Source organism: Chryseobacterium sp. T20 (assembly GCF_047345655.1).
GTDB lineage: Bacteria > Bacteroidota > Bacteroidia > Flavobacteriales > Weeksellaceae > Chryseobacterium.
The window spans coordinates 274132-293501 of the sequence record NZ_JBLFDU010000001.1 but is presented as its reverse complement, the minus strand read 5'-3'; the positions used below and the strand labels follow the sequence as shown (position 1 = coordinate 293501).

At 36.9% G+C, this 19370-nt stretch carries 14 protein-coding genes; 8 read left to right on the top strand and 6 right to left on the bottom strand.

The features are described 5' to 3' along the window. Positions 1 to 4 precede the first annotated feature (4 nt). The 5 genes from ACMA47_RS01320 to ACMA47_RS01300 form a co-directional block, all read right to left on the bottom strand. Positions 5 to 1063 (bottom strand): DUF4861 family protein, encoded by a 1059-nt coding sequence (locus ACMA47_RS01320; RefSeq protein WP_413928345.1) that lies wholly within the window; start codon positions 1061 to 1063, stop codon positions 5 to 7. After that, a complete protein-coding gene (locus ACMA47_RS01315) occupies positions 1050 to 2465 on the bottom strand; it encodes a pectate lyase (protein WP_413928344.1) in 1416 nt (471 codons plus the stop codon). The genes ACMA47_RS01320 and ACMA47_RS01315 overlap by 14 nt, the downstream gene beginning before the upstream one ends. A 31-nt stretch (positions 2466 to 2496) precedes the next feature. Beyond that, entirely contained in the window at positions 2497 to 3519 is a 1023-nt protein-coding gene (locus ACMA47_RS01310) for a pectinesterase family protein (RefSeq protein WP_413928343.1), read from the bottom strand. A gap of 75 nt (positions 3520 to 3594) precedes the next feature. Next, positions 3595 to 5430 (bottom strand): RagB/SusD family nutrient uptake outer membrane protein, encoded by a 1836-nt coding sequence (locus ACMA47_RS01305; protein ID WP_413928342.1) that lies wholly within the window; start codon positions 5428 to 5430, stop codon positions 3595 to 3597. Positions 5431 to 5440: 10 nt separating this feature from the next. Further along, positions 5441 to 8458 (bottom strand): SusC/RagA family TonB-linked outer membrane protein, encoded by a 3018-nt coding sequence (locus ACMA47_RS01300; protein ID WP_413928341.1) that lies wholly within the window; start codon positions 8456 to 8458, stop codon positions 5441 to 5443. Positions 8459 to 9335: 877 nt separating this feature from the next. On the opposite strand from ACMA47_RS01300, the gene kduI reads away from it, so the two are divergent. The 7 genes from kduI to ACMA47_RS01265 all read left to right on the top strand — a co-directional run bounded on the left by kduI (position 9336) and on the right by ACMA47_RS01265 (position 16707). Beyond that, a complete protein-coding gene (gene kduI / locus ACMA47_RS01295) occupies positions 9336 to 10172 on the top strand; it encodes a 5-dehydro-4-deoxy-D-glucuronate isomerase (protein ID WP_413928340.1) in 837 nt (278 codons plus the stop codon). Positions 10173 to 10180: 8 nt separating this feature from the next. Continuing rightward, entirely contained in the window at positions 10181 to 10963 is a 783-nt protein-coding gene (locus ACMA47_RS01290; protein WP_413928339.1) for a gluconate 5-dehydrogenase, read from the top strand. Positions 10964 to 10981: 18 nt separating this feature from the next. Then, on the top strand, positions 10982 to 12379 hold the full coding sequence (gene uxaC / locus ACMA47_RS01285; protein WP_413928338.1) for a glucuronate isomerase: 1398 nt from the start codon (positions 10982 to 10984) through the stop codon (positions 12377 to 12379). Positions 12380 to 12389: 10 nt separating this feature from the next. After that, the gene (locus tag ACMA47_RS01280; RefSeq protein WP_413928337.1) at positions 12390 to 13394 is read left to right on the top strand and encodes a sugar kinase; all 1005 of its coding nucleotides are present in this window, start codon (positions 12390 to 12392) and stop codon (positions 13392 to 13394) included. Between the two features lie 2 nt (positions 13395 to 13396). Next, entirely contained in the window at positions 13397 to 14065 is a 669-nt protein-coding gene (locus tag ACMA47_RS01275) for a bifunctional 4-hydroxy-2-oxoglutarate aldolase/2-dehydro-3-deoxy-phosphogluconate aldolase (protein WP_413928336.1), read from the top strand. 217 nt (positions 14066 to 14282) lie between these two features. Continuing rightward, positions 14283 to 15809, top strand: a complete 1527-nt coding sequence (locus tag ACMA47_RS01270; RefSeq protein ID WP_413928335.1) for an MFS transporter — start codon at positions 14283 to 14285, stop codon at positions 15807 to 15809. 124 nt (positions 15810 to 15933) lie between these two features. Further along, positions 15934 to 16707, top strand: coding sequence for a tagaturonate reductase (locus ACMA47_RS01265; RefSeq protein ID WP_413928334.1), 774 nt, complete (start codon positions 15934 to 15936; stop codon positions 16705 to 16707). 112 nt (positions 16708 to 16819) lie between these two features. Here ACMA47_RS01265 and ACMA47_RS01260 read toward each other — a convergent pair whose 3' ends face one another. Continuing rightward, positions 16820 to 17650 (bottom strand): hypothetical protein, encoded by an 831-nt coding sequence (locus ACMA47_RS01260; protein ID WP_413928333.1) that lies wholly within the window; start codon positions 17648 to 17650, stop codon positions 16820 to 16822. 1478 nt (positions 17651 to 19128) lie between these two features. On the opposite strand from ACMA47_RS01260, the gene ACMA47_RS01255 reads away from it, so the two are divergent. Further along, complete coding sequence (locus tag ACMA47_RS01255; RefSeq protein ID WP_413928332.1) at positions 19129 to 19359, top strand: hypothetical protein; 231 nt, start codon at positions 19129 to 19131, stop codon at positions 19357 to 19359. The last annotated feature ends 11 nt before the right edge of the window (positions 19360 to 19370 follow it).

The following is a 19370-nucleotide window of genomic DNA, read 5'->3' as shown; positions in this document are numbered from 1 at the left end:
AACTTTAAAGTTGATGAGTTTGATCGAGAATATCCAGTTTTTGATCCAGATCCTGGTAAAAAGATTCTTTGGTTGTTAAGCCGTTAGTTTCCTGAGACCAGGCGCCCATAAAGTAATAGGATACATTTTTAGTTTTTTTGAAGACGATGGTATGGGTAGATTTTGTTTTCACATATTTATCAAAGCTTTCAAGCGGATAGAAGACTGCCATTCCCAGATTATCTTCTTTTTTGGCCAGAGTTTGTTGTCCGTAAGTGGCAATATAAGCCCATTTTTTATTTTTACTGATTCCCTGTTTCATAGGGACGTCTTTGAAAGCAACGATTCCGGTGCAAAGACCTGAAAGACTATTGCTCAGATTCAAATCTACTTTTACGAAACGGTCTTTGGAGAAAATCGTCAGTTTTGACTGCAAATCTACAGCATTGCCCCAGGTTTTCCAGCCTTTGTAAGTAATAAGGGCATAAGACTGATCTTTTTCGTTGACTACTTTTGCATTCGTGCTTTTTACTATTTTAAAGGTTTCAACGTAATCATTCTGCTCATCATATCTTCCGTAAGAACCAATTCCAATAGTACGTCCGGATTTCAGAATATCCTGACCCCATGCGGCATCGTGGTGATAAGATTCAAAGCCGTCTTGACCTACTTCCGGCAGTACAATTCCTGTTACTTTTTTACCGAAAATATCGGTGGCATTTCTCCAGTCCAGATAAAGTCTGTAGCCAACCTGATTGTTTTCAAGACCGATTCCTTCGTATCTGATATAAGAAGAATGATCTGTATGGGCTTCCGGAAGGGTGAGTTCCTGAACGTTTTTGAAAGTTCCTCCTATGTATTGATTGCCTTCCCATTTTCCGCCTTCTTTTACAGAAAGTTCAGCGTAAGAAAATGGTGCTTTCGGGTTTTTCTTAATGGCTTCAATCACAGAAGTCTGCGCTGAAAGTTGAGTGCTGATAAAAGCGCCTGCTATGACTATTTTAAATAAACTGAGTTTCATACTTTTTCCTGTTGGGTTACCGATTTCTGTTGATGAGTTTTCATGGTTATTAGTTTTGTTCATCGGTTATTGTACGGACAATATCATTCATGTAGACTTCTATATTGTCATAGTTTTTATCCAGATCTCGGCCGTTGGCATTGGCTGATTTTGGGTTCAAATGATGTTTGACTTCCCATTCATCCGGCATTCCGTCGTTGTCCGAATCGGGGAGAGGTTGTGTCTGTTTTAAAAGAGGGAATCCGCCTGTGTCATTTTGAGAATCAATGATTCCGTTTTTACTTCCTTTTGAGCCTGTGTAAGTAAAGCTTCCGGTTTCAATATCTTTTATCACATGACGATCAACAGCATCTCTTACCAGACTTGCTCCACTGGATTTGAGTACTTTCCTGTAAGCTTCCTCCGCAGAATGGGTTTTGATATTATTCTCAATATCATGAGGTTGATTGATTTTAATGGAATTTTTATCCTTTTCTGTTAATTTATAGGATGGTTTCATCTGACTAAAAACACCTTCTGTCCAGTTATCTTTGGTGATTTCCGGACTTCCTTCCATCACATTTCCGTTGATATAGTATTTCCCCCAGATATGATAGACTTCGGCTTTCGGGTTTTCATTTTTATCGATGGCGACAATTCTTTGTCTGGTTAGGGTTGCAGGGCCGGGTTTGTAATAATTATTAATGATGTTCACGTTCATTCCTTCACCTCCATAGATGCTGTTGTGTCCCCAGTTGTAGATCAGATTATTCCTGAAATCGGTAAGGTCTGTCAGCGCGAATTGACTTCCTGCGTATTCTCCCAGTCTTGGATTTCTGCTGTCGTGATGCGCATAGATATTATGATGGAAGGATGCCCATTTACCTCCCGCAATTCCACCATAGCCATGTGCGCCTTTCTGATGAAAAGAATTTCTGAGACTTTCCGCAATGAGACACCATTGAAGAGTGGTTTTTTCATTAGCATAAATGGACACCGTTTCGTCTGTAGACCAACTCATCGAGCAATGATCTACCATCAGATTTTTAATAAATCTTGCTCCCAAAGCATCGCCTTCAAATTTTTTCTGATCTCCCATTCTGAATCTTAGGAAACGGATAATAACATTGTCCGCAGCTACAAATGTTTCATAATTGGCAATCGTAATTCCATCTCCGGGAGCGGTTTGTCCGGCAATGGTGAGGTCGCCTTCTTTTATTTTTAATGGAGACTGCAGGTAAATGGTTCCACTGGTTTTAAATACAATATACTTCGGACCTTTTTGATTCAAAACAAATCTTAAACTTCCTTCAGAGTTATCGTCTTTCAGATGGGTTACAAAATAGACCTTTCCGCCACGTCCGCCTGTCGTGAATCTTCCAAAACCTTCAGCACCGGGGAAACTCAATACTTCCTGCGCATTAACTTGCGTAGAAATACTGCATAAAAGCCCTGTGGTGAATAGTTTGATGAAGTTTTTTGTCATGATTGAAGGTTTTCGTGTGAATGAGTCCGAATTATTGTAAGCTCTTTCTTATATTCCAGTGATCATTTCCTTTAAGAATATTCTCCGGAGTGTATTTTTTTCTTTCTTCTTTATTTAATTGATGCGACCACGGAACTCTTTGAGCAATAGTAGCTCCGGCTCCTTTTGAGTTGCTTTCTGCATACAATGTGGTCTTTTCTGCTTCCGTTTTGTTCCAGTTGTGCCATCCTTCAGGTTGTATCGTTGAGTTAAGCTCACAGTCGATATAAACCGTCCTGGCAAAAGGTCTCCATGGTCTTCCCAGATAAACGGAATGGTCTTTCGCATTTCCAATAATTTTTGAATTGATAAAAACGAACCCAAATTCATTTCCCTGTGGAGTAGAAGCTGCTGTCACATAGCTTGCCGTTTCTTTGGAGTAAATGATGCAGTTTTCAAAAACAGCTGTTCCCGCTCCAAAAATATAATCCGTTGTTCCTTCGATATAACAGTTTTTAAAATAATTTCTTGACGGTTTTGTCTTGTCTTCAAGATCCTGAGCTCCTTTTAAATATAAAGTATCCTGATTTCCCAGGAATCTGCAGTTTTCAAACATAATTCTGTCACCGGAGGTTAATACGGCAACTGCCTGTCCGACCCTTCCGGAACTGTTTTCAAATGAAATATTTTTCGCTGTAAAATCATTTGAGTAAATAAATATTGTGGATGAACCTGTAGTTCCGATTTCCTTTCCTTCAGCGTTCTTTTTTGAGGCATAATCATCATAAGTAATGATCGTTTTTTCTGGATTTTCACCTTCCAACGATATGGCTCCTTTTGTTTCCGGGATGGTGATCTTTTCTTTATAAATTCCGTTTTTAATAAAAACTTTTGTTCTCGTTAAAGAACTGTTTTCAATAGCGTTGATTGCCTGCTGGACGGTTGTGAAATTACCTTTTCCGTCTTTCGAAACCACGATGGTTTTATCCTTGGTTTTGAAAGAAAGAAGGCAAAATAAAGCGATCAGAGCAATAGAAAACAGAGCTGTGTTTTTAAAAAATATGGAATATTTCATAAAGCAGTTTTTGGGTAAAATACAGACTGATCCTGGTGGAAGACAGCCTGTATTTTGATATGAATGTTGAACTATCTAGTATCCGTAATCCTGGGTAAGGTTATAATTTGAGTTAATCACATCCAGTGCAATAGGAAGAAGTTCCTTTTTGTTAGGCTGGAAATAATACGCATAACTTTTCACCGGATCTCCACTAATGTAAGGTTGTGTCATAGCCAGTCTCCAGTTTACTTTTGTATACCCTGTAGGAGTAGCCACACTTTGATTGGGATTATAAAAAACATCAGCCTTGTTGATTCCGTTTACATAAATGTCCATATCCAGTACATTTTGCTGAGCCGTTTTTGTCGGAACATAATTGACAACGGTGGAAGCTGGTTTTTTATAAAAAATATACTCGGGAACGTTAGCATAAGCTCCGGTACCGTTCATGAAATCTGTGAGTTTCTGTCTGGTTTCATTGATCTTTGTTTCCAGAAGGTTCCAGCGGATCAGATCATATTTTCTCAACCCTTCACCTCCGAATTCCAATAATCTTTCCTGAACAATATATTTAAAGAATTCAGTTTTGGAAGTAGGAATGGTTCCTATCTGACCCAAATTACCTGTATAAGCTCTTTGTCTTACAGCCATTACAGCATCAATGGCTTCCTGAGAAGGCGCGCTGTGAAGTTCATTGTCCGCTTCAGCAAACATTAATAAAATATCAGCATATCTTAGCAATGGCCAGTCGATTCCTAAGTTTTGAGAAGTTCCGGTAATGCTCGTCCATGACTTTCTGAATTTTCCGTCATTCCAGTTGATAGAAGTCTGAAGATCTTCCTGTTTTGAAGTGCTTACCCTGAAAATGGCAATATTAACATCTCTTCTCAAATCATATTTGCTGAATTCATAGAAATAGGTAGGAATAGCACTGATCCCTCCGGCTGATTTCCAATCAGAATCATCATGCCTTAAGCCATTATAATATCCGATTTTTGAATCTGTTCTAGAGTTTCCGCCAAAAGCTCCGACCGCAAAAATAATTTCGTTCGTCGTATCCGGAGTGTTGGTGTGCAAAGATCTGAAAAGCCCTTCATAGCTTGGGTTCAGCTTATGCTGCCCGGAAGTGATGATGTCTTTACATTCATCATAAGCAATCTGATAATATTTCTGAGGATTTGTTCCTTGCGTCATGAGTTGCGGACTTCTTCTCAAAGAATATCCGGCTCTTGCCAATGCTATTCTGGCTCTTAATCCTTTTACTGCTGCTTTGGAAAGTCTTTGTGCAGTAGTTCCTCCTTCTGATTTCCATGGTACCAGTGCTGATGCTTTTGCCAAATCATCAAGAAGTTTTTCATAGATGACATCACGGTCTGTTTTCGGAATATAAACGGATGGCAGATCTGCAGAAGGGACATCCTGAAAAGGAACATCACCCCAATTTTTAATAAGATCATAATAAAACAATGCTCTTAGTGTCAATGCTTCTCCCAGGTAGCGGTCCATCAGTTTCTTATCGGCTGCAGATCCGGTTTGATAAACAGGAGAAAGAGGAATATTTTTGATCACAAGATTGGCTCTTTCAATCCCTGTATACGTATCCAGGAAAGGTCTTAATAATTCCGTATTGGTAGGAACTGCTCCGAAACAGCTGACTCCTCTTCTGTCATTGGCATTATAATCTCCGGAGGTTCTGAGGTCGTCTCCGGATTGAGAAAGGATGAGATTCATTCTCTGTCCGTAAGTATTGTCACCCATGGCACTGTTGTAAACCCCTACAAGGGCGGCAAAAGTGTCCGGTGCTGAGTCGAACTGTTGTTTCTCAGCGGTATTGGAAAGGTTTTCTACCTCTAAATAGTCACTGCAGGAATTAAGAGTAACTACGCAGGCAAGAGATAAGAAAAAACTTGAAAATTTATTTTTGTTCATAGCGTTCGTTTTAGAAAGTAATATCTACTCCTGATAAAATAAATCGGCTTCTTGGGTAGGCAGAATAATCTACTCCCGGAGTTAATGGATTTCTTCTTGTATTGGCTTCCGGATCAAATCCTGAGTAGCCGGTAATCGTAAATAAATTATTCACGGTAGCATACAGTCTCAGATTCTTCACTCCAATGGCTTCAAGAGATCCTTTTGGAAGGCTGTATCCAATCGTAAGGTTATTCAGTCTTAAGAAAGAACCATCTTCAATAGCATAAGAATGTAGGAAATAAGCTCCAGCAGGAGGAGTCCACATCGTTGTATTGGCATTAAGAGCCGCAAGAGCAGTAGGATCTGTCACCTTATTTCCGGCATTGTCAAACCATCTCCAGCGGTCTGCCACTTCAGCAAGCATGTTATTATCCTTATACAGATACTGAGTCGTGTATTCTATTTTGTTGGCATTGTATACTTTATTTCCTATGGAGAAATTGAAAAGTAAGCTCATGTCCCAGTTTTTATAGCGGAATGTTTGGGTAAAACCTCCGTAGAATTTAGGCTGTGCACTTCCAAGATCGGTCATGTCTTTATTATCAATCACACCATCACCATTTAAATCCTGAAGTTTAAGATCTCCCGGCTGTACAGCTTTTGCTCCGTTAGCTACAGCGGCAGAGCTTGCTATTCCGTTTTTTAAAGTATAGATCTGAGTCGCTGCATCATAATTAAAGTCACTCACTTCATACCTTCCGGCTGTTACATATCCCCAATAAGTTCCTACCGGTTTTCCTACCTGAACAAGGAAATCAAACAGGTTATTCTGCCATCCGGAAGGGTAGTAATAGGAATTGGAACTTGCAGACGCATTATTTCCTAAACTTTTGATGGTATTTCTGTTGGAGGAGATATTGGCATCAATTTTCCATGAAAAGTTTTCTTTGCTGATGATGGTACTTCCCATTGATAGTTCTATCCCTTTATTCTCGCTGCTTCCTGAGTTTTGGTATTGATACTCGTATCCGGAAGTCTGTGGTATTTTGGCTAATAATAAAAGGTCTTTGGTATCTGTTTTATAAACATCCAGAGTTCCATAAAGCCTTCCATTAAACAATCCGAAATCAATTCCCGCATTGTATGAAGTAGCTGTTTCCCATTTTACATTAGGGTTGGCCATAATATTTCCGGTGGTAGCCCCTGGGGTAACACTGGTTCCGAAAGCATAGCCGTAATCTGAAGAAGACGTAAAGAAGGTATCATATAAAAATGCTCCGATTCTGTTATTCCCTGATTTTCCATATCCTAAACGAAGTTTCAGCTCATTCACAAAGTTACTCTGCTTCAAGAAGTTTTCTTCCTTGATTTTCCAGGCTAAAGAAGCTGCAGGAAAGTATCCCCACTGATTGGGGCCAGGTTTGAAAACACTCGAACCATCAGCTCTCATGGAAACCGTTGCAATATATTTGTTGTTGTAGATATAATTTACTCTTCCAAAGAAAGACGCCAGACGGTCTACCTCTCTTGCTGTTTTAGGAGCATCCTGAACCATTCCTGAAGGCGGTGATGCCAGCTGTGAATTGGCAAAAGCTTCCTGTGCTGAAGAAGATTTCGGGAACCATTTGATATTGATGGAGGTAGATTCGCCATCTGTTCTTACGGTTTCCTGACCTGCTAAAAGATCAAATTTATGATTACCAAATGTTCTTCTATAATTCAATGTGTTGGTATTGGTAATTCTTCTGGTTTGAGAATTACTCATAAATACCACTGGCTGATCGTTGTTCTGTCTGGCAAGGCTGGTAACCGGACCGGAAAACTGATTCACGATCTGATCCCTCTGTACATAGCCAATGACACTTCGGAAGGTAAAATCTTTACTGATTTTATATTCAATGGTTCCGTTCAGTAGTAAATCATTTCTTCCGCTTTCTTTTACTTCATCATTGGCCAGTAAAACTGGATTGACAAGATTCGTCTGATCTGCAAATAATGGATCAAAATCATCAACATCTACTGTAGAACCTCCTTCAAAAGGCTGATACCTGATGGCATTTCTCAATCGGTTGGTGGTTTGCGAACCTGAGGCAGAAGTTCCTGCTCCGTAGATCATCTGACGGCTGTAACGGGCGTTCAGACCGATACTCAGTTTTTTTGAAATATCATAATCATACCTGAAGTTGGCCATATTACGTTTGAATCCGGATCCAATCATCACTCCGTCTTCCTCCACATTATTAAGGGTCAATGAAAATGCAGAGTTTTCAGATCCTCCGGACAATGACACATTATGGGTAAAATTGAATGCTTCTCTTCCGAAAAGTTTATCCTGCCAGTTTACATTTTTGACAGACTTATATTTGTCAAGCTGATCAAAAGTTCCGTAGCGTGTGTTAAAAGTTTCAATATCTTTTGCATCTCCATTCTTATAATATTGTTCATACTGATAAAGCACATACTGGTAAGGATCAAGCACACTGATCTTATTCTGAATGCTTCTTACCCCTACAAAACCATTATAGTTGATTGTTGTTTTTCCTTTTTTTCGACCACCTTTTGTGGTAATCAGAACTACACCGTTGGCTCCTCTTGATCCGAAAATAGAAGTGGAAGAGGCATCTTTTAATACTTCAATAGATTCTATTTCTTTGGGAGATAAGATGGTCAGGGCATTATCCATTTGTATCCCATCTACAATATAGAGTGGGGCATTACTCTGGGTAATGGAGTTCCCTCCGCGCACTACAATGTCTACATCTGCACCGGGAGATCCTTCGCTCAGGGAAACCTGTACACCTGCCAGTCTTCCCTGGATGGCTTCAGCAGCATTCGTAGAAGGCATATCTTTAAGAGCTTCGCCTTTCACGGAAGAAACAGCGTTGGTAACGTCTTTTTTGGAAACTTTTGTATAGCCTACCAAAACCACATCATCCAGTTTGGTTTCTTTATCTTTTTTCGTTTCTTTTTCCTGAGCCATGGAAAGGACAGGAAGCAGAAAAACAGTTAAATATAACCACTTTATTGATTGTACTCTTTTATCCATTATGTATCCTTATAGTTTTAATTCTTGGTTGAAAGTTTTTTCAATCGTTTTTGATTAGGATTATGAAGTATTCTGCGGATTTTAGTGGCCATGACGTTTTTTTGATCATTTTCTTACGCTTTAGTGCAATCGATTGCGTAATTTTTTATAAAACATTATTCTGGCTCCTAAACTAATATTATTTTTCAATACGCAAAGAAAAAAATATTATTTTTTCATGAATTTATCTGTTTAATAATGTTATCCTTGCAAAATAAATAGTGATTGTTTGTATTTAAATAATTGATTATCAAATGAATGTTTTAATTTGTGAACAGCTTTAATAGACAACGAAAAAAATCAAATTCTTAAGTGTTTAATGATTATAAAACTTAAAATTTGCTTAAAATGATGTCTTTTTTTGAGGGTGAAAAATCCCAAAATTCATCTCAAGGAAGAAAAATTTTCATCGATTTCTGATTTTTGTCATCTTTTTGAAATTATTAGCACTCTAATATTTTGTACTTTTTATTAATATTTGCTATTTTATATCATATGTGTATTAATTTGATTATATTTTAATCAATATTTCATTGACTGTTTTCTGTGTTATTTTGGCATGATTTTATATTTCAAGTCCAGTTGGTTTCTTGTTTTGGGAAATTTATTCTAGATTTTTCTTTCCTTTTTTATCTGTTTTTAAATCTGTTTTAAATTTTATTTATCTGAAAATCAGTTTATTTTAAAATAAAATTAATTTTTTGTTAACTACTTAAAGAATAATTATATATTTAACCCCACAAGTATTTCTGCAATTTTAGTGTAATTTTATGCAATCGATTACATTGAGTTTAACAGGTTTGCGAAAACCGTAAAAAGAAAAAGTAAAAATAGTAGTATGGCACAATCAGAATTTCGTTACGCCCATCATCCTGAAGATGTGAAAAAATATACCACAGAAGATCTCAGGAGGGAGTTTCTAATCGATGATTTATTCAATGAGGATAAGATAAAACTGGTCTATTCTATGTATGACAGGCTTATTGTAGGAGGCATAATGCCTTCTTCCAAAGCTTTGAAACTGGAGCCTACCGATGATCTGAAAGCAGAAAACTTTCTGGACAGAAGAGAGCTGGGAATCATCAATGTAGGAGGAACAGGAAAAGTAACCGTAGATGGAAATGTATATGAGCTGGGAAATAAAGAAGCTCTATACATTGGAAAAGGAGCTCAGGAAGTGATCTTTGAAAAAACAGGTGAAGAACAGCCTTATTTCTACATCAATTCAGCTCCGGCACATCATGCATATCCTATAAAGAAAATCACCAGAAACGAAGCCGAAATTGTGGAACTGGGTGAAGAAAAATATGCAAATAAACGGACCATCAACAAACTGATTGTCAATTCTGTGGTAGAAACCTGCCAGCTTCAAATGGGTATGACGGAGCTTCACCCCGGAAGTGTCTGGAACACGATGCCAGCACATACCCACACCAGAAGAATGGAAGCGTATTTCTATTTTGACCTGGAGGAAGGGCAGACGGTAAGCCATTTTATGGGACAGCCTCACGAAACCCGTCATCTGTTTATGAAGAACAGACAGGCAGTATTGTCTCCGGAATGGTCTATTCACTCTGGGGTAGGAACTGCCAATTATACTTTTATCTGGGGTATGGCCGGAGAAAATATGGACTACGGCGATATGGACGGTATTAAAACAAACGAACTAAAGTAATTTTTCCCATGAATTTATTTGATTTATCCGGTAAGGTAGCTGTGGTTACCGGAGGTACTCACGGATTAGGAATGGCAATGGCAGAAGGACTTGCCGCAGCTGGTGCTGAGCTGGCCATTACCAGTACAACGCCATCAAAGCTGGAAGAAGCTTTGAATTATTACCTCGAAAAAGGGTATAAAGCAACGGGCTATATTTTTGATGTGACGGATGAACTGGAAGCAGCCCAAAAAGTAGCTTTAATGGAAGCCACTCATGGAAAAATAGACATCCTTGTCAATAATGCAGGAATCATCAAACGTATTCCGGCTCTTGATATGGAAGTAGAAGACTTTAGAAAAGTAATTGATGTAGATCTTACCGGACCTTTTATCATGTCGAAGTTAATCGGAAAATATATGATTAAAAGGAAATCGGGGAAAATTATCAACATCTGCTCGATGATGAGTGAGCTGGGACGTGACAATGTAGTAGCCTATGCTTCAGCCAAAGGCGGCCTTAAAATGCTTACCAAAAATCTGGCAACAGAATGGGCAAAACACAATATTCAGGTGAACGGAATCGGTCCCGGATATTTTGCAACCTCCCAGACAGAACCCATCCGTGTGGATGGAAACCCTTTCAATGATTTTATCATCAGCAGAACACCGGAAGGAAGATGGGGAAATCCGGAAGACTTGGCCGGAACGGCTATTTTCCTTGCTTCTGATGCAAGCAGATTCATCAACGGACAGATTATTTACGTAGATGGAGGAATCCTGGCGACCATTGGAAAACCTGCTAATGAATAACAACAGATTAGACAAAAAATGAAACCTTTTATAACAGATCAATTTTTATTACAGAATAAATATGCTGAAGAACTTTACTTCAGATTCGCAGAAAAGCAACCCATCATTGATTATCATAATCATTTGATTCCTAAAGATATCGCAGAAGACACTGTTTTTGATAATATCTCTAAAGTCTGGATTGCTGGCGACCACTACAAATGGAGAGCCATGAGAACGATGGGAGTTAATGAAAAATTCATCACGGGAGATGCCTCAGACAAAGAAAAGTTTGAAGCCTGGGCAAAAACAGTTCCGTATACTTTGAGAAACCCTCTGTATCACTGGACTCATCTGGAATTGAAAAGATATTTCGGAATTGATGAGCTGTTGAATGGAGACAATGCCTCAGAAATCTATGAAAACATCACCACTCAGCTTCAAACCCCTGAAAAATCTACCAGAGGTCTTTTGAAAATGATGAATGTGGAGTCTCTATGTACTACAGAAGATCCTACAGACACTTTGAATTACCATCAGGATCTGGCGAAAAGTGATTTCAGTATCAAAGTAAGCACCGCATTCCGTCCGGATAAAGCGATTCTGATTGAAAACCACAACTTTGCAGATTATATTGCAAAACTGGGAACATCAGCAGGTATTGAAATTAATTCTTATCAGACTTTATGTGATGCTTTGCTTAAAAGGATCGAATATTTCCACGAAAACGGATGCAGACTGTGTGATCACGGCTTAAACAATATTTCTTTTGAAGAGGCTACAGAAGCGGAAGTGAATGCTATTTTCAATGATAAATTAGCAGGAAAAGTGATTGCCGAAAAGCAGGTGAACCAATTCAAAACAGCCATTTTATTATTCTTAGGGGAAGCTTATCATCAATACGGATGGGTTCAGCAGTTCCATTTGGGAGCTTTGAGAAATAATAATGAAAGAATGCACAGAATCTTGGGTCCGGATACAGGCTGGGATTCTATCGGAGACTTTGTGCAGGCTGAAACGCTGTCCAGATTTTTAAACACTTTGGACGGAAAAGATAAACTCACAAAAACGATTTTATACAATTTAAACCCCGCGGATAACGAAATTTTCGCAACAATGATCGGGAATTTCAATGATGGAAGCATCAAAGGAAAAGTACAGTTTGGCTCCGGATGGTGGTTTCTTGATCAGAAAGACGGAATGATCAAACAGATGAATGCCCTTTCCAATATGGGATTAATAAGCTGTTTTGTGGGAATGCTTACAGACTCCAGAAGTTTCCTTTCTTACCCGAGACATGAATATTTCAGAAGAGTATTGTGTAATCTTTTCGGAGAAGAAATGAAAAACGGTGAGTTGCCGGATGATATGGAACTGATCGGCAAAACCATTTCAGATATCTGCTATCATAACGCAAAAAATTATTTTGATTTTTAATTGAAAAGCTATGGGCAAAATAATTACATTCGGTGAAGTGATCATGAGACTTTCCCCACCTGGAAACAGAATGATGAAGCAGAGCCACGAAATGGAGTTCTTTTTTGGAGGGACAGAGCTGAACGTCGCGTCTTCATTGGCAGCAATGGGTGGTGATGTAAGACATATCAGCTGCGTTTCGGATGATTTTGTAGGAGAATCTGCAGTTTCTTTCATTCAAAGCTTTGGGATTGATACCACTTTCATTCATAAAAATGAACATCCTTTGGGGCTGTATTTTCTTGAAGTCGGTTCATCTGTTCGTGCCAGCAGAATTGCTTACAACAGACTGAACGGTTCTTTTGCCAATATCAATCCTGAACAGATCAACTGGGAACAGGCGCTTGAAGATTGTGAATATTTTCACTGGACAGGCATCAGTCCCGGTATTTCAGAATCTGCCTACGAAGCATTGAAGGAAGGTCTGAAAACAGCTCAGAATAAAGGAATTGAAATTTCCACAGATCCGGCTTACCGTTCCAATCTCTGGAAATATGGAAAAAAAGGACATGAAGTACTGAAAGAACTGGTTTCTTATTCCACCATTTTTATTGGAGGAGTAAATGAGATCAATGAAATTCTCGGCACTCAGTTTTCCTCAGACCAAGAAGGTTTCATGGAAGCCTGTAAAGAATTAAAACAACAAATTCCTTCTGTTCAAAAAATTTTTGATAAAATAAGAATTGGAATTACAGCAAGTACACAGCAAACACAAGGAAGAGCTTGGGTAGATGAAACCTATTTTGAAACGGAACTTCTGGAAATTAATCCTGTTGTTGACAGAATTGGAACGGGAGATGCTTTTGCTGCAGGACTAATCTATGGTTTAAAGCATTTTGATCATAAAAAAGCGCTAAGTTTCGCCAATGCAGCCTGCGCGGTTAAACATACCATTCCCGGAGATATCAACTACGCAAGTGTAGAAGATATTCTGGAAGTAATGAACGGAAATTCAGGAGGAAGAATAAAAAGATAACTATGGCCAGATTTAATAGAATAGAAGTAGCCTTAATGGCAAAGCAGACAGGGATTGTTCCTGTGTTTTATCATGCAGATATTGATGTTTGTAAGAAAATTGTAAAAGCCTGTTTCGATGGAGGAGCCCGTGTCTTCGAGTTTACCAACAGAGGAGATTTTGCCCATGAGGTTTTTGCTGAACTGGTAAAATATGCAGCCAAAGAAACACCTGATATGATCCTGGGAATTGGATCTGTTCTTGATCCGGCAACCGCTTCTTTATACATTCAGAATGGAACGAACTTTATCGTAGCTCCCATTTTAAATCCTGAAGTGGCAAAGGTTTGCAACCGAAGAAAAATTGCGTGGATGCCAGGCTGTGGCTCTGTTTCCGATATTTCTTATGCTGAAGAACTGGGAGCAGAGATTGTAAAGATTTTCCCGGCAACACAAGTAGGTGGACCGGAATTCATCAAAGCAGTGAAAGGCCCGATGCCATGGTCAAATATAATGCCTACAGGCGGAGTCGTGCCCACGAAAGAAAACATCAGTGAATGGATTTCTGCAGGCGCTTATTGTGTAGGACTAGGATCTCAGCTGTTTGTGAAAAATGAAGCCGGGGAATATGACTATGCAAAAATCACAGAAGCTGTAGCCCATTCAATACAGATCATTAAAGAACTAAGATAATTGTTCTTATCATTTTAATGAAGCCATAAAGGGAAATCAGACAGATTAATTAGACCTAACAGGATCATAGTATTCAATCTAATTATTCTTAATCCCTTAATTAAATTCAAATGGTTTAAAAATTTAATAATTTCTGTGCTAAAATAGTACGGATAAGGAGTTTTTTACTCCATTTTGTTGCTAAAATCAATAAAAATCAATACTATTAACGATTGATATGAATAAAGAAATATCCCCGAAACCGACTCAGTTCAGATGGACGATCTGCGTGCTTCTTTTTATTGCAACGACCATCAATTATATGGATCGACAGGTGCTGTCACTCACCTGGAAAGATTTTATCGCTCCGGAGTTTCACTGGAACAATAATGATTACGGGAACATCACTGCATTATTTTCTATTTTCTATGCCGTAAGTATGCTTTTTGCCGGAAAGTTTGTAGACTGGATGGATACTAAAAAAGGCTTTCTCTGGGCTATCGGAATCTGGTCTGTAGGAGCTGTTATTCATGCTTTTTGCGGAATTGCCACTTCAGGAGTTCTTACGGGAAACTGGCTGGTAGGTTTTCAGGAATCTAAAGACATTATCGGAAGAGTAGATAATGTGGGCGCTATTATCAGCACCAGTGTTACCTTGTTTATTTTCGCCCGTTTCGTGCTGGCCGTTGGGGAAGCTGGAAACTTTCCTGCTGCGATAAAAACTACTGCAGAATATTTTCCAAAGAAAGACAGAGCGCTGGCAACCAGTATTTTTAATGCCGGAGCAACGGTTGGAGCTTTGGCAGCACCGGTTACGATTCCTTTTATTGCAAAATCGATGGGCTGGGAGTGGGCGTTTATCATTATCGGAGCTTTAGGTTTTGTGTGGATGGGGCTTTGGGTATTCTATTACAAAAAACCTCATGAGCATCATAAAGTCAATGAACATGAGCTTACTTATATTCAGCAGGATCAGGATGATTGGATTGGAGAAGGTTCAACAGCATCAGAAAAGAAATTTTCCTTCAAAGAATGTTTCAGTTACAGGCAGACCTGGGCTTTTGCTTTTGGAAAGTTTATGACAGACGGAATCTGGTGGTTTTTCCTGTTCTGGACACCCGCTTATCTGAGTTCTGTTTATAAAATGGATTCTACACAAAGTGCTTTACCATTATTTGTTCTCTATATGATTACGTTATTTTCCATTATTGGAGGATGGCTTCCTAAGTATTTTGTAGAGAAAAAAGGAATGGATGCGTATTCCGGAAGGATGAAAGCGATGCTGATCTTTGCTTTTTTCCCTTTGCTGGCATTATTGGCGCAGCCATTGGGTTCTGTTTCATATTGGATTCCTGTATTGATTATTGGAGTGGCAGGAGCAGCTCATCAGGCTTGGTCAGCGAATATCTTCTCAACGGTAGGCGATATGTTTCCCAAAAAAGCTATTGCAACCATCACTGGAATTGGTGGAATGGCAGGAGGAATCGGCTCCTTTTTAATCAATAAATCATCAGGAGTGCTCTTCGATTATGCACATAAAGCATGGACTACTATTGACGGTACCCCTTTGCTGGAGAAATATCCACAATACATCAATGAACGTTTACCGGAGAATTTTCTTCACGATCTGGAAAAATCCGGAGCTATAATTTCTGATGGAATTGATAAAGGATATATGATCATTTTCTCAGTGTGCGCAGTTGCTTATCTTATTGCATGGAGTGTGATGAAAACACTGGTTCCGAAATATAAAGTGATACAATAAAGATGAACAAAAGGCAAAAAGCTTCTTTGCTGTGTAAACGCCTTTGAGAACGAAAGTAAGCGCAATTTTACAGGTCTTTGCAGACACTGCGTTACAACTCAAAAATATAGTAAGATTAGAAAAAATGGAAAATCAGATAAAACAAAAACTCAATCGTGAATTCTATAATTCCCCGGAAAAACTTCCCATTAAGATAGTACAGTTTGGAGGCGGGAATTTCATGAGAGGATTTACAGATTATATTATAGATCAGTTAAATAAAAAGGCAGATTTCAATGCAGGAATTGTAAATGTTCAACCTACACCGGGAGGTTCTGTTCACAAGCTTGAAGAGCAGGATAATCTGTACACTCTTTTTACAAGAGGAATAAAGAGAGGTGAAATTATTGATGAAAAACAGGTGATTTCTTCCATTCAGAAGTCCATCAATCCTTATACACAATATGACGAATTCCTCACTTTAGCAAAAGAAGAAGAGCTTGAATTTATCTTTTCCAATACCACAGAAACCGGGATTGCTTATGATGAAACCGAAGAATATCATGTCGGACCACATAAAAACTTTCCCGCAAAACTGACGGTTTTATTGTATGAAAGGTTTAAATATTTCAGTGGTGCAAAGGAAAAAGGTTTGAGAATCATTCCTTGTGAACTGATTGAAGACAATGCTTTGGCTTTAAAAAATATCATCCTTCAATATGCCCAACTCTGGAATTTAGAAGAGGGTTTTGTGCAATGGATTGAACAATCTAACTGTTTTCATAATACATTGGTAGACAGGATTGTTCCCGGTTATCCAAAAGATGATGCAGAAACATATGAAGAGCAGTTGGATTATGAAGACCGGATGATGGTTGTTTCTGAAGTGTTTTTACTGTTTGTTATTTATAATCGGTAGAACTAAACGTAAAAATAGCTATAACGAATTGTAAAGAAAAAAAACATATACTTAAAAAAAGGCTTTCCATGGAAAGCCTTTTTTATTAGCTTTTAAATCCCCTTTAAACAGGTCATTTATTTTCAGTTTTAATTCTTATTCGATCAATAAAATCAGTGATCTGTTTATCAGTTTTTTTCATATCTTCAATTCTGTATCTATTGGGTTCTACGTTCATTTCGTTAATACTATTCTTATTGATAATTGTTGCAGTATTCGTTTTTCCATTAAGTACAAAAATATATAAAGACGTTTCACCAATATATTTATAATTATTATCACCTGTATATATTTTTTCAGTTTTTATAATTTTAGAGCTGTAGTCATAATGAATCTGTGAAGCATCATGAAAGCCAAAATAACTGTATGAAAAAACCAAGATAAAAAATATCATAACCATAGCAGATATTTTTAGAATACTATTTGTTTCCTTGTCTATTTTAGGAATGATCCTATACATACGATACGTTAAATTAGGAACTATTATACCTAAAAAATAAAGCTTTGAATTAAAGATGAAAAGCCCTGCAAAAACGGATATTATTATCAATGTAAATGAGTAATATTTTCTATTTGAACTTGCTAAATATTCCATATATCTATCCGCCCGTTCCCGCACTTTTGCAGGCAATGTATCATATTTTCCTTTCGTTTTCCAATTGGTGAAAAATGCAAACAAAAAATCCGAAATCGTTGCTAATCCCAGCTCGATACCACAAAAAATCAAAGCAGACATAAGAACACTTCCAATAGATTCAAATATTATATCTGTAAGTGTCACATAGTATTGTATTTCTATTTCAAAGTATTGGTAATACCAAAATTGATAACTAAAACCAAGTATGTAAAATAATAAAATAATAGCGGATAAATGTTCCGTGTAATCCTTAAAATATTTTTTCATGTAGTTATTAAATTTTATCTGGCAAAGATACAGATTATGTGTTTTCATTCCTGTTTTGCTTATTTTTAAAAACATATTTTAAGTGTATTTAAAACGCTTTTAAACTCTATTTAAACAACATACTTTATTCTTTACAAATTACCAATTTTAAACCATATAATTAAAAGATGATAAAATGAGATATTTGAGTTTTTAAGATAAAATAGGCTGTTGAAATATTTATAGAATCAAAAACAGAATATAATCATATTTCAAACATTTACATCGTATAAAAGCCATTTTATTTTTATGAATTAGGATCAATCCCAGATAAATATAAAAAATTGTTTTAAATATAATTAAGGAAAACCCGTAGGACTTTTTATTCTATAGAATTACTTTGGAAAATAATTTTAAAGTATGAGAATTACGAAAGAAAAATATTAACATGGCTTAAAGAAGGATATTCACAACAGGAAGTATCTGATAAGCTAAAATATTTAAACATTTCACCTAACTCAATAAGCATAATTGAAAAACGGCTAAAAGCAATTAGAGAAATCTACAATGCTAAAAGTATGTTTCAACTTGCTTGTCTATTATATAATGAAGGTTATTTCGATGATAAAACAGAAAAAACAAAACCTACAACATGATGGCAGATTTTATCTTCACCATCATACATTCCAACGTGATAACCAACTTTTTTGGTGAAAACTAAAACATCACCAAAAAAATGTTCAGTTACAGGAATTCAAAACTTTAAAAAGCTGGAACATTTTTTATTTCCGTAGAAATACGGATCTAAAAAAAGATAGTTTTTAATATATTGGCAATCTAAAATTATTTATCATTATGCATGTAATCATCAAAAATGATCTTACGGAATTGTCTATTGAAATCAACGAAAACGATCTTACTGACATTGAAAATCAAATAAGAGCATGTTTAGCCGGGAATATCTGAAAAAATCCCATATCAGTATTATGTAAAATTACAAAGGCAGGAACCCAAAACGGTTCCTGCCTTTATTAAAAATAAAATCCATTGATTTAATAGCTGTTTTATTCATACTATAAATCTGTTGAAAAATATTTATTCATTTTCACCTTAATGAATAATTCGTAAAATTCTATTTCATTATTACCCGATTAATTTAAAAATATACTTGGTTGCAATTGGTTACATAGATCAAATTCACTTCTGATATGATCTATTTCATTCAATTCAATATACAATCTTCACCCTTCATGTAGAGTTATTTTTTGTAATTCTTTATCAATTTGAGTACCTAAAATAGTGTTTAATGTCGTTCTGCTTATTGGATATGAAGGATATATGTATTTCCTTAATATAACACTATCGGGGATGTCTTCGGTCTTATATTTTAGGTAAATATCTCTAATGTTTTTATAACGTATAAGAGTGTTTTTTTGAAAAGTACCTGCCATTGCAATTATAAAAATTTATGTATTATTAAATTTAGTATATTTATTAATATGAAAAAAGATGTCTATTTTAACGGATTAGATCTTTCAATAATTACCCAATATGATCTACAGAAAAAGTATCCAGACTTTGCACCACTATTAATATCACCTTTAGAAGCATATGAAGAAGAAAAATTAAGAGTACTAGAACTGGTTACATTTGCAGGACACTATAAAATAAAAGAGCTGCAAAATAAGTTGAGAGATATTTATAAAGATATTTATTCGGATTTATTCTGAGTACTATCAAA

Bases quoted from the DNA above. Each gene is read 5' to 3' on its own strand.
- ACMA47_RS01260 (WP_413928333.1), bottom strand. From the start codon at position 17,650: ATGAAAAAATATTTTAAGGATTACACGGAACATTTATCCGCTATTATT.
- ACMA47_RS01320 (WP_413928345.1), bottom strand. From the start codon at position 1,063: ATGAACAAAACTAATAACCATGAAAACTCATCAACAGAAATCGGTAAC.
- uxaC (WP_413928338.1), top strand. From the start codon at position 10,982: ATGAAACCTTTTATAACAGATCAATTTTTATTACAGAATAAATATGCT.
- ACMA47_RS01265 (WP_413928334.1), top strand. From the start codon at position 15,934: ATGGAAAATCAGATAAAACAAAAACTCAATCGTGAATTCTATAATTCC.
- ACMA47_RS01315 (WP_413928344.1), bottom strand. From the start codon at position 2,465: ATGACAAAAAACTTCATCAAACTATTCACCACAGGGCTTTTATGCAGT.
- ACMA47_RS01275 (WP_413928336.1), top strand. From the start codon at position 13,397: ATGGCCAGATTTAATAGAATAGAAGTAGCCTTAATGGCAAAGCAGACA.
- ACMA47_RS01280 (WP_413928337.1), top strand. From the start codon at position 12,390: ATGGGCAAAATAATTACATTCGGTGAAGTGATCATGAGACTTTCCCCA.
- ACMA47_RS01305 (WP_413928342.1), bottom strand. From the start codon at position 5,430: ATGAACAAAAATAAATTTTCAAGTTTTTTCTTATCTCTTGCCTGCGTA.
- ACMA47_RS01300 (WP_413928341.1), bottom strand. From the start codon at position 8,458: ATGGATAAAAGAGTACAATCAATAAAGTGGTTATATTTAACTGTTTTT.
- ACMA47_RS01270 (WP_413928335.1), top strand. From the start codon at position 14,283: ATGAATAAAGAAATATCCCCGAAACCGACTCAGTTCAGATGGACGATC.
- ACMA47_RS01290 (WP_413928339.1), top strand. From the start codon at position 10,181: ATGAATTTATTTGATTTATCCGGTAAGGTAGCTGTGGTTACCGGAGGT.
- ACMA47_RS01255 (WP_413928332.1), top strand. From the start codon at position 19,129: ATGAAAAAAGATGTCTATTTTAACGGATTAGATCTTTCAATAATTACC.
- kduI (WP_413928340.1), top strand. From the start codon at position 9,336: ATGGCACAATCAGAATTTCGTTACGCCCATCATCCTGAAGATGTGAAA.
- ACMA47_RS01310 (WP_413928343.1), bottom strand. From the start codon at position 3,519: ATGAAATATTCCATATTTTTTAAAAACACAGCTCTGTTTTCTATTGCT.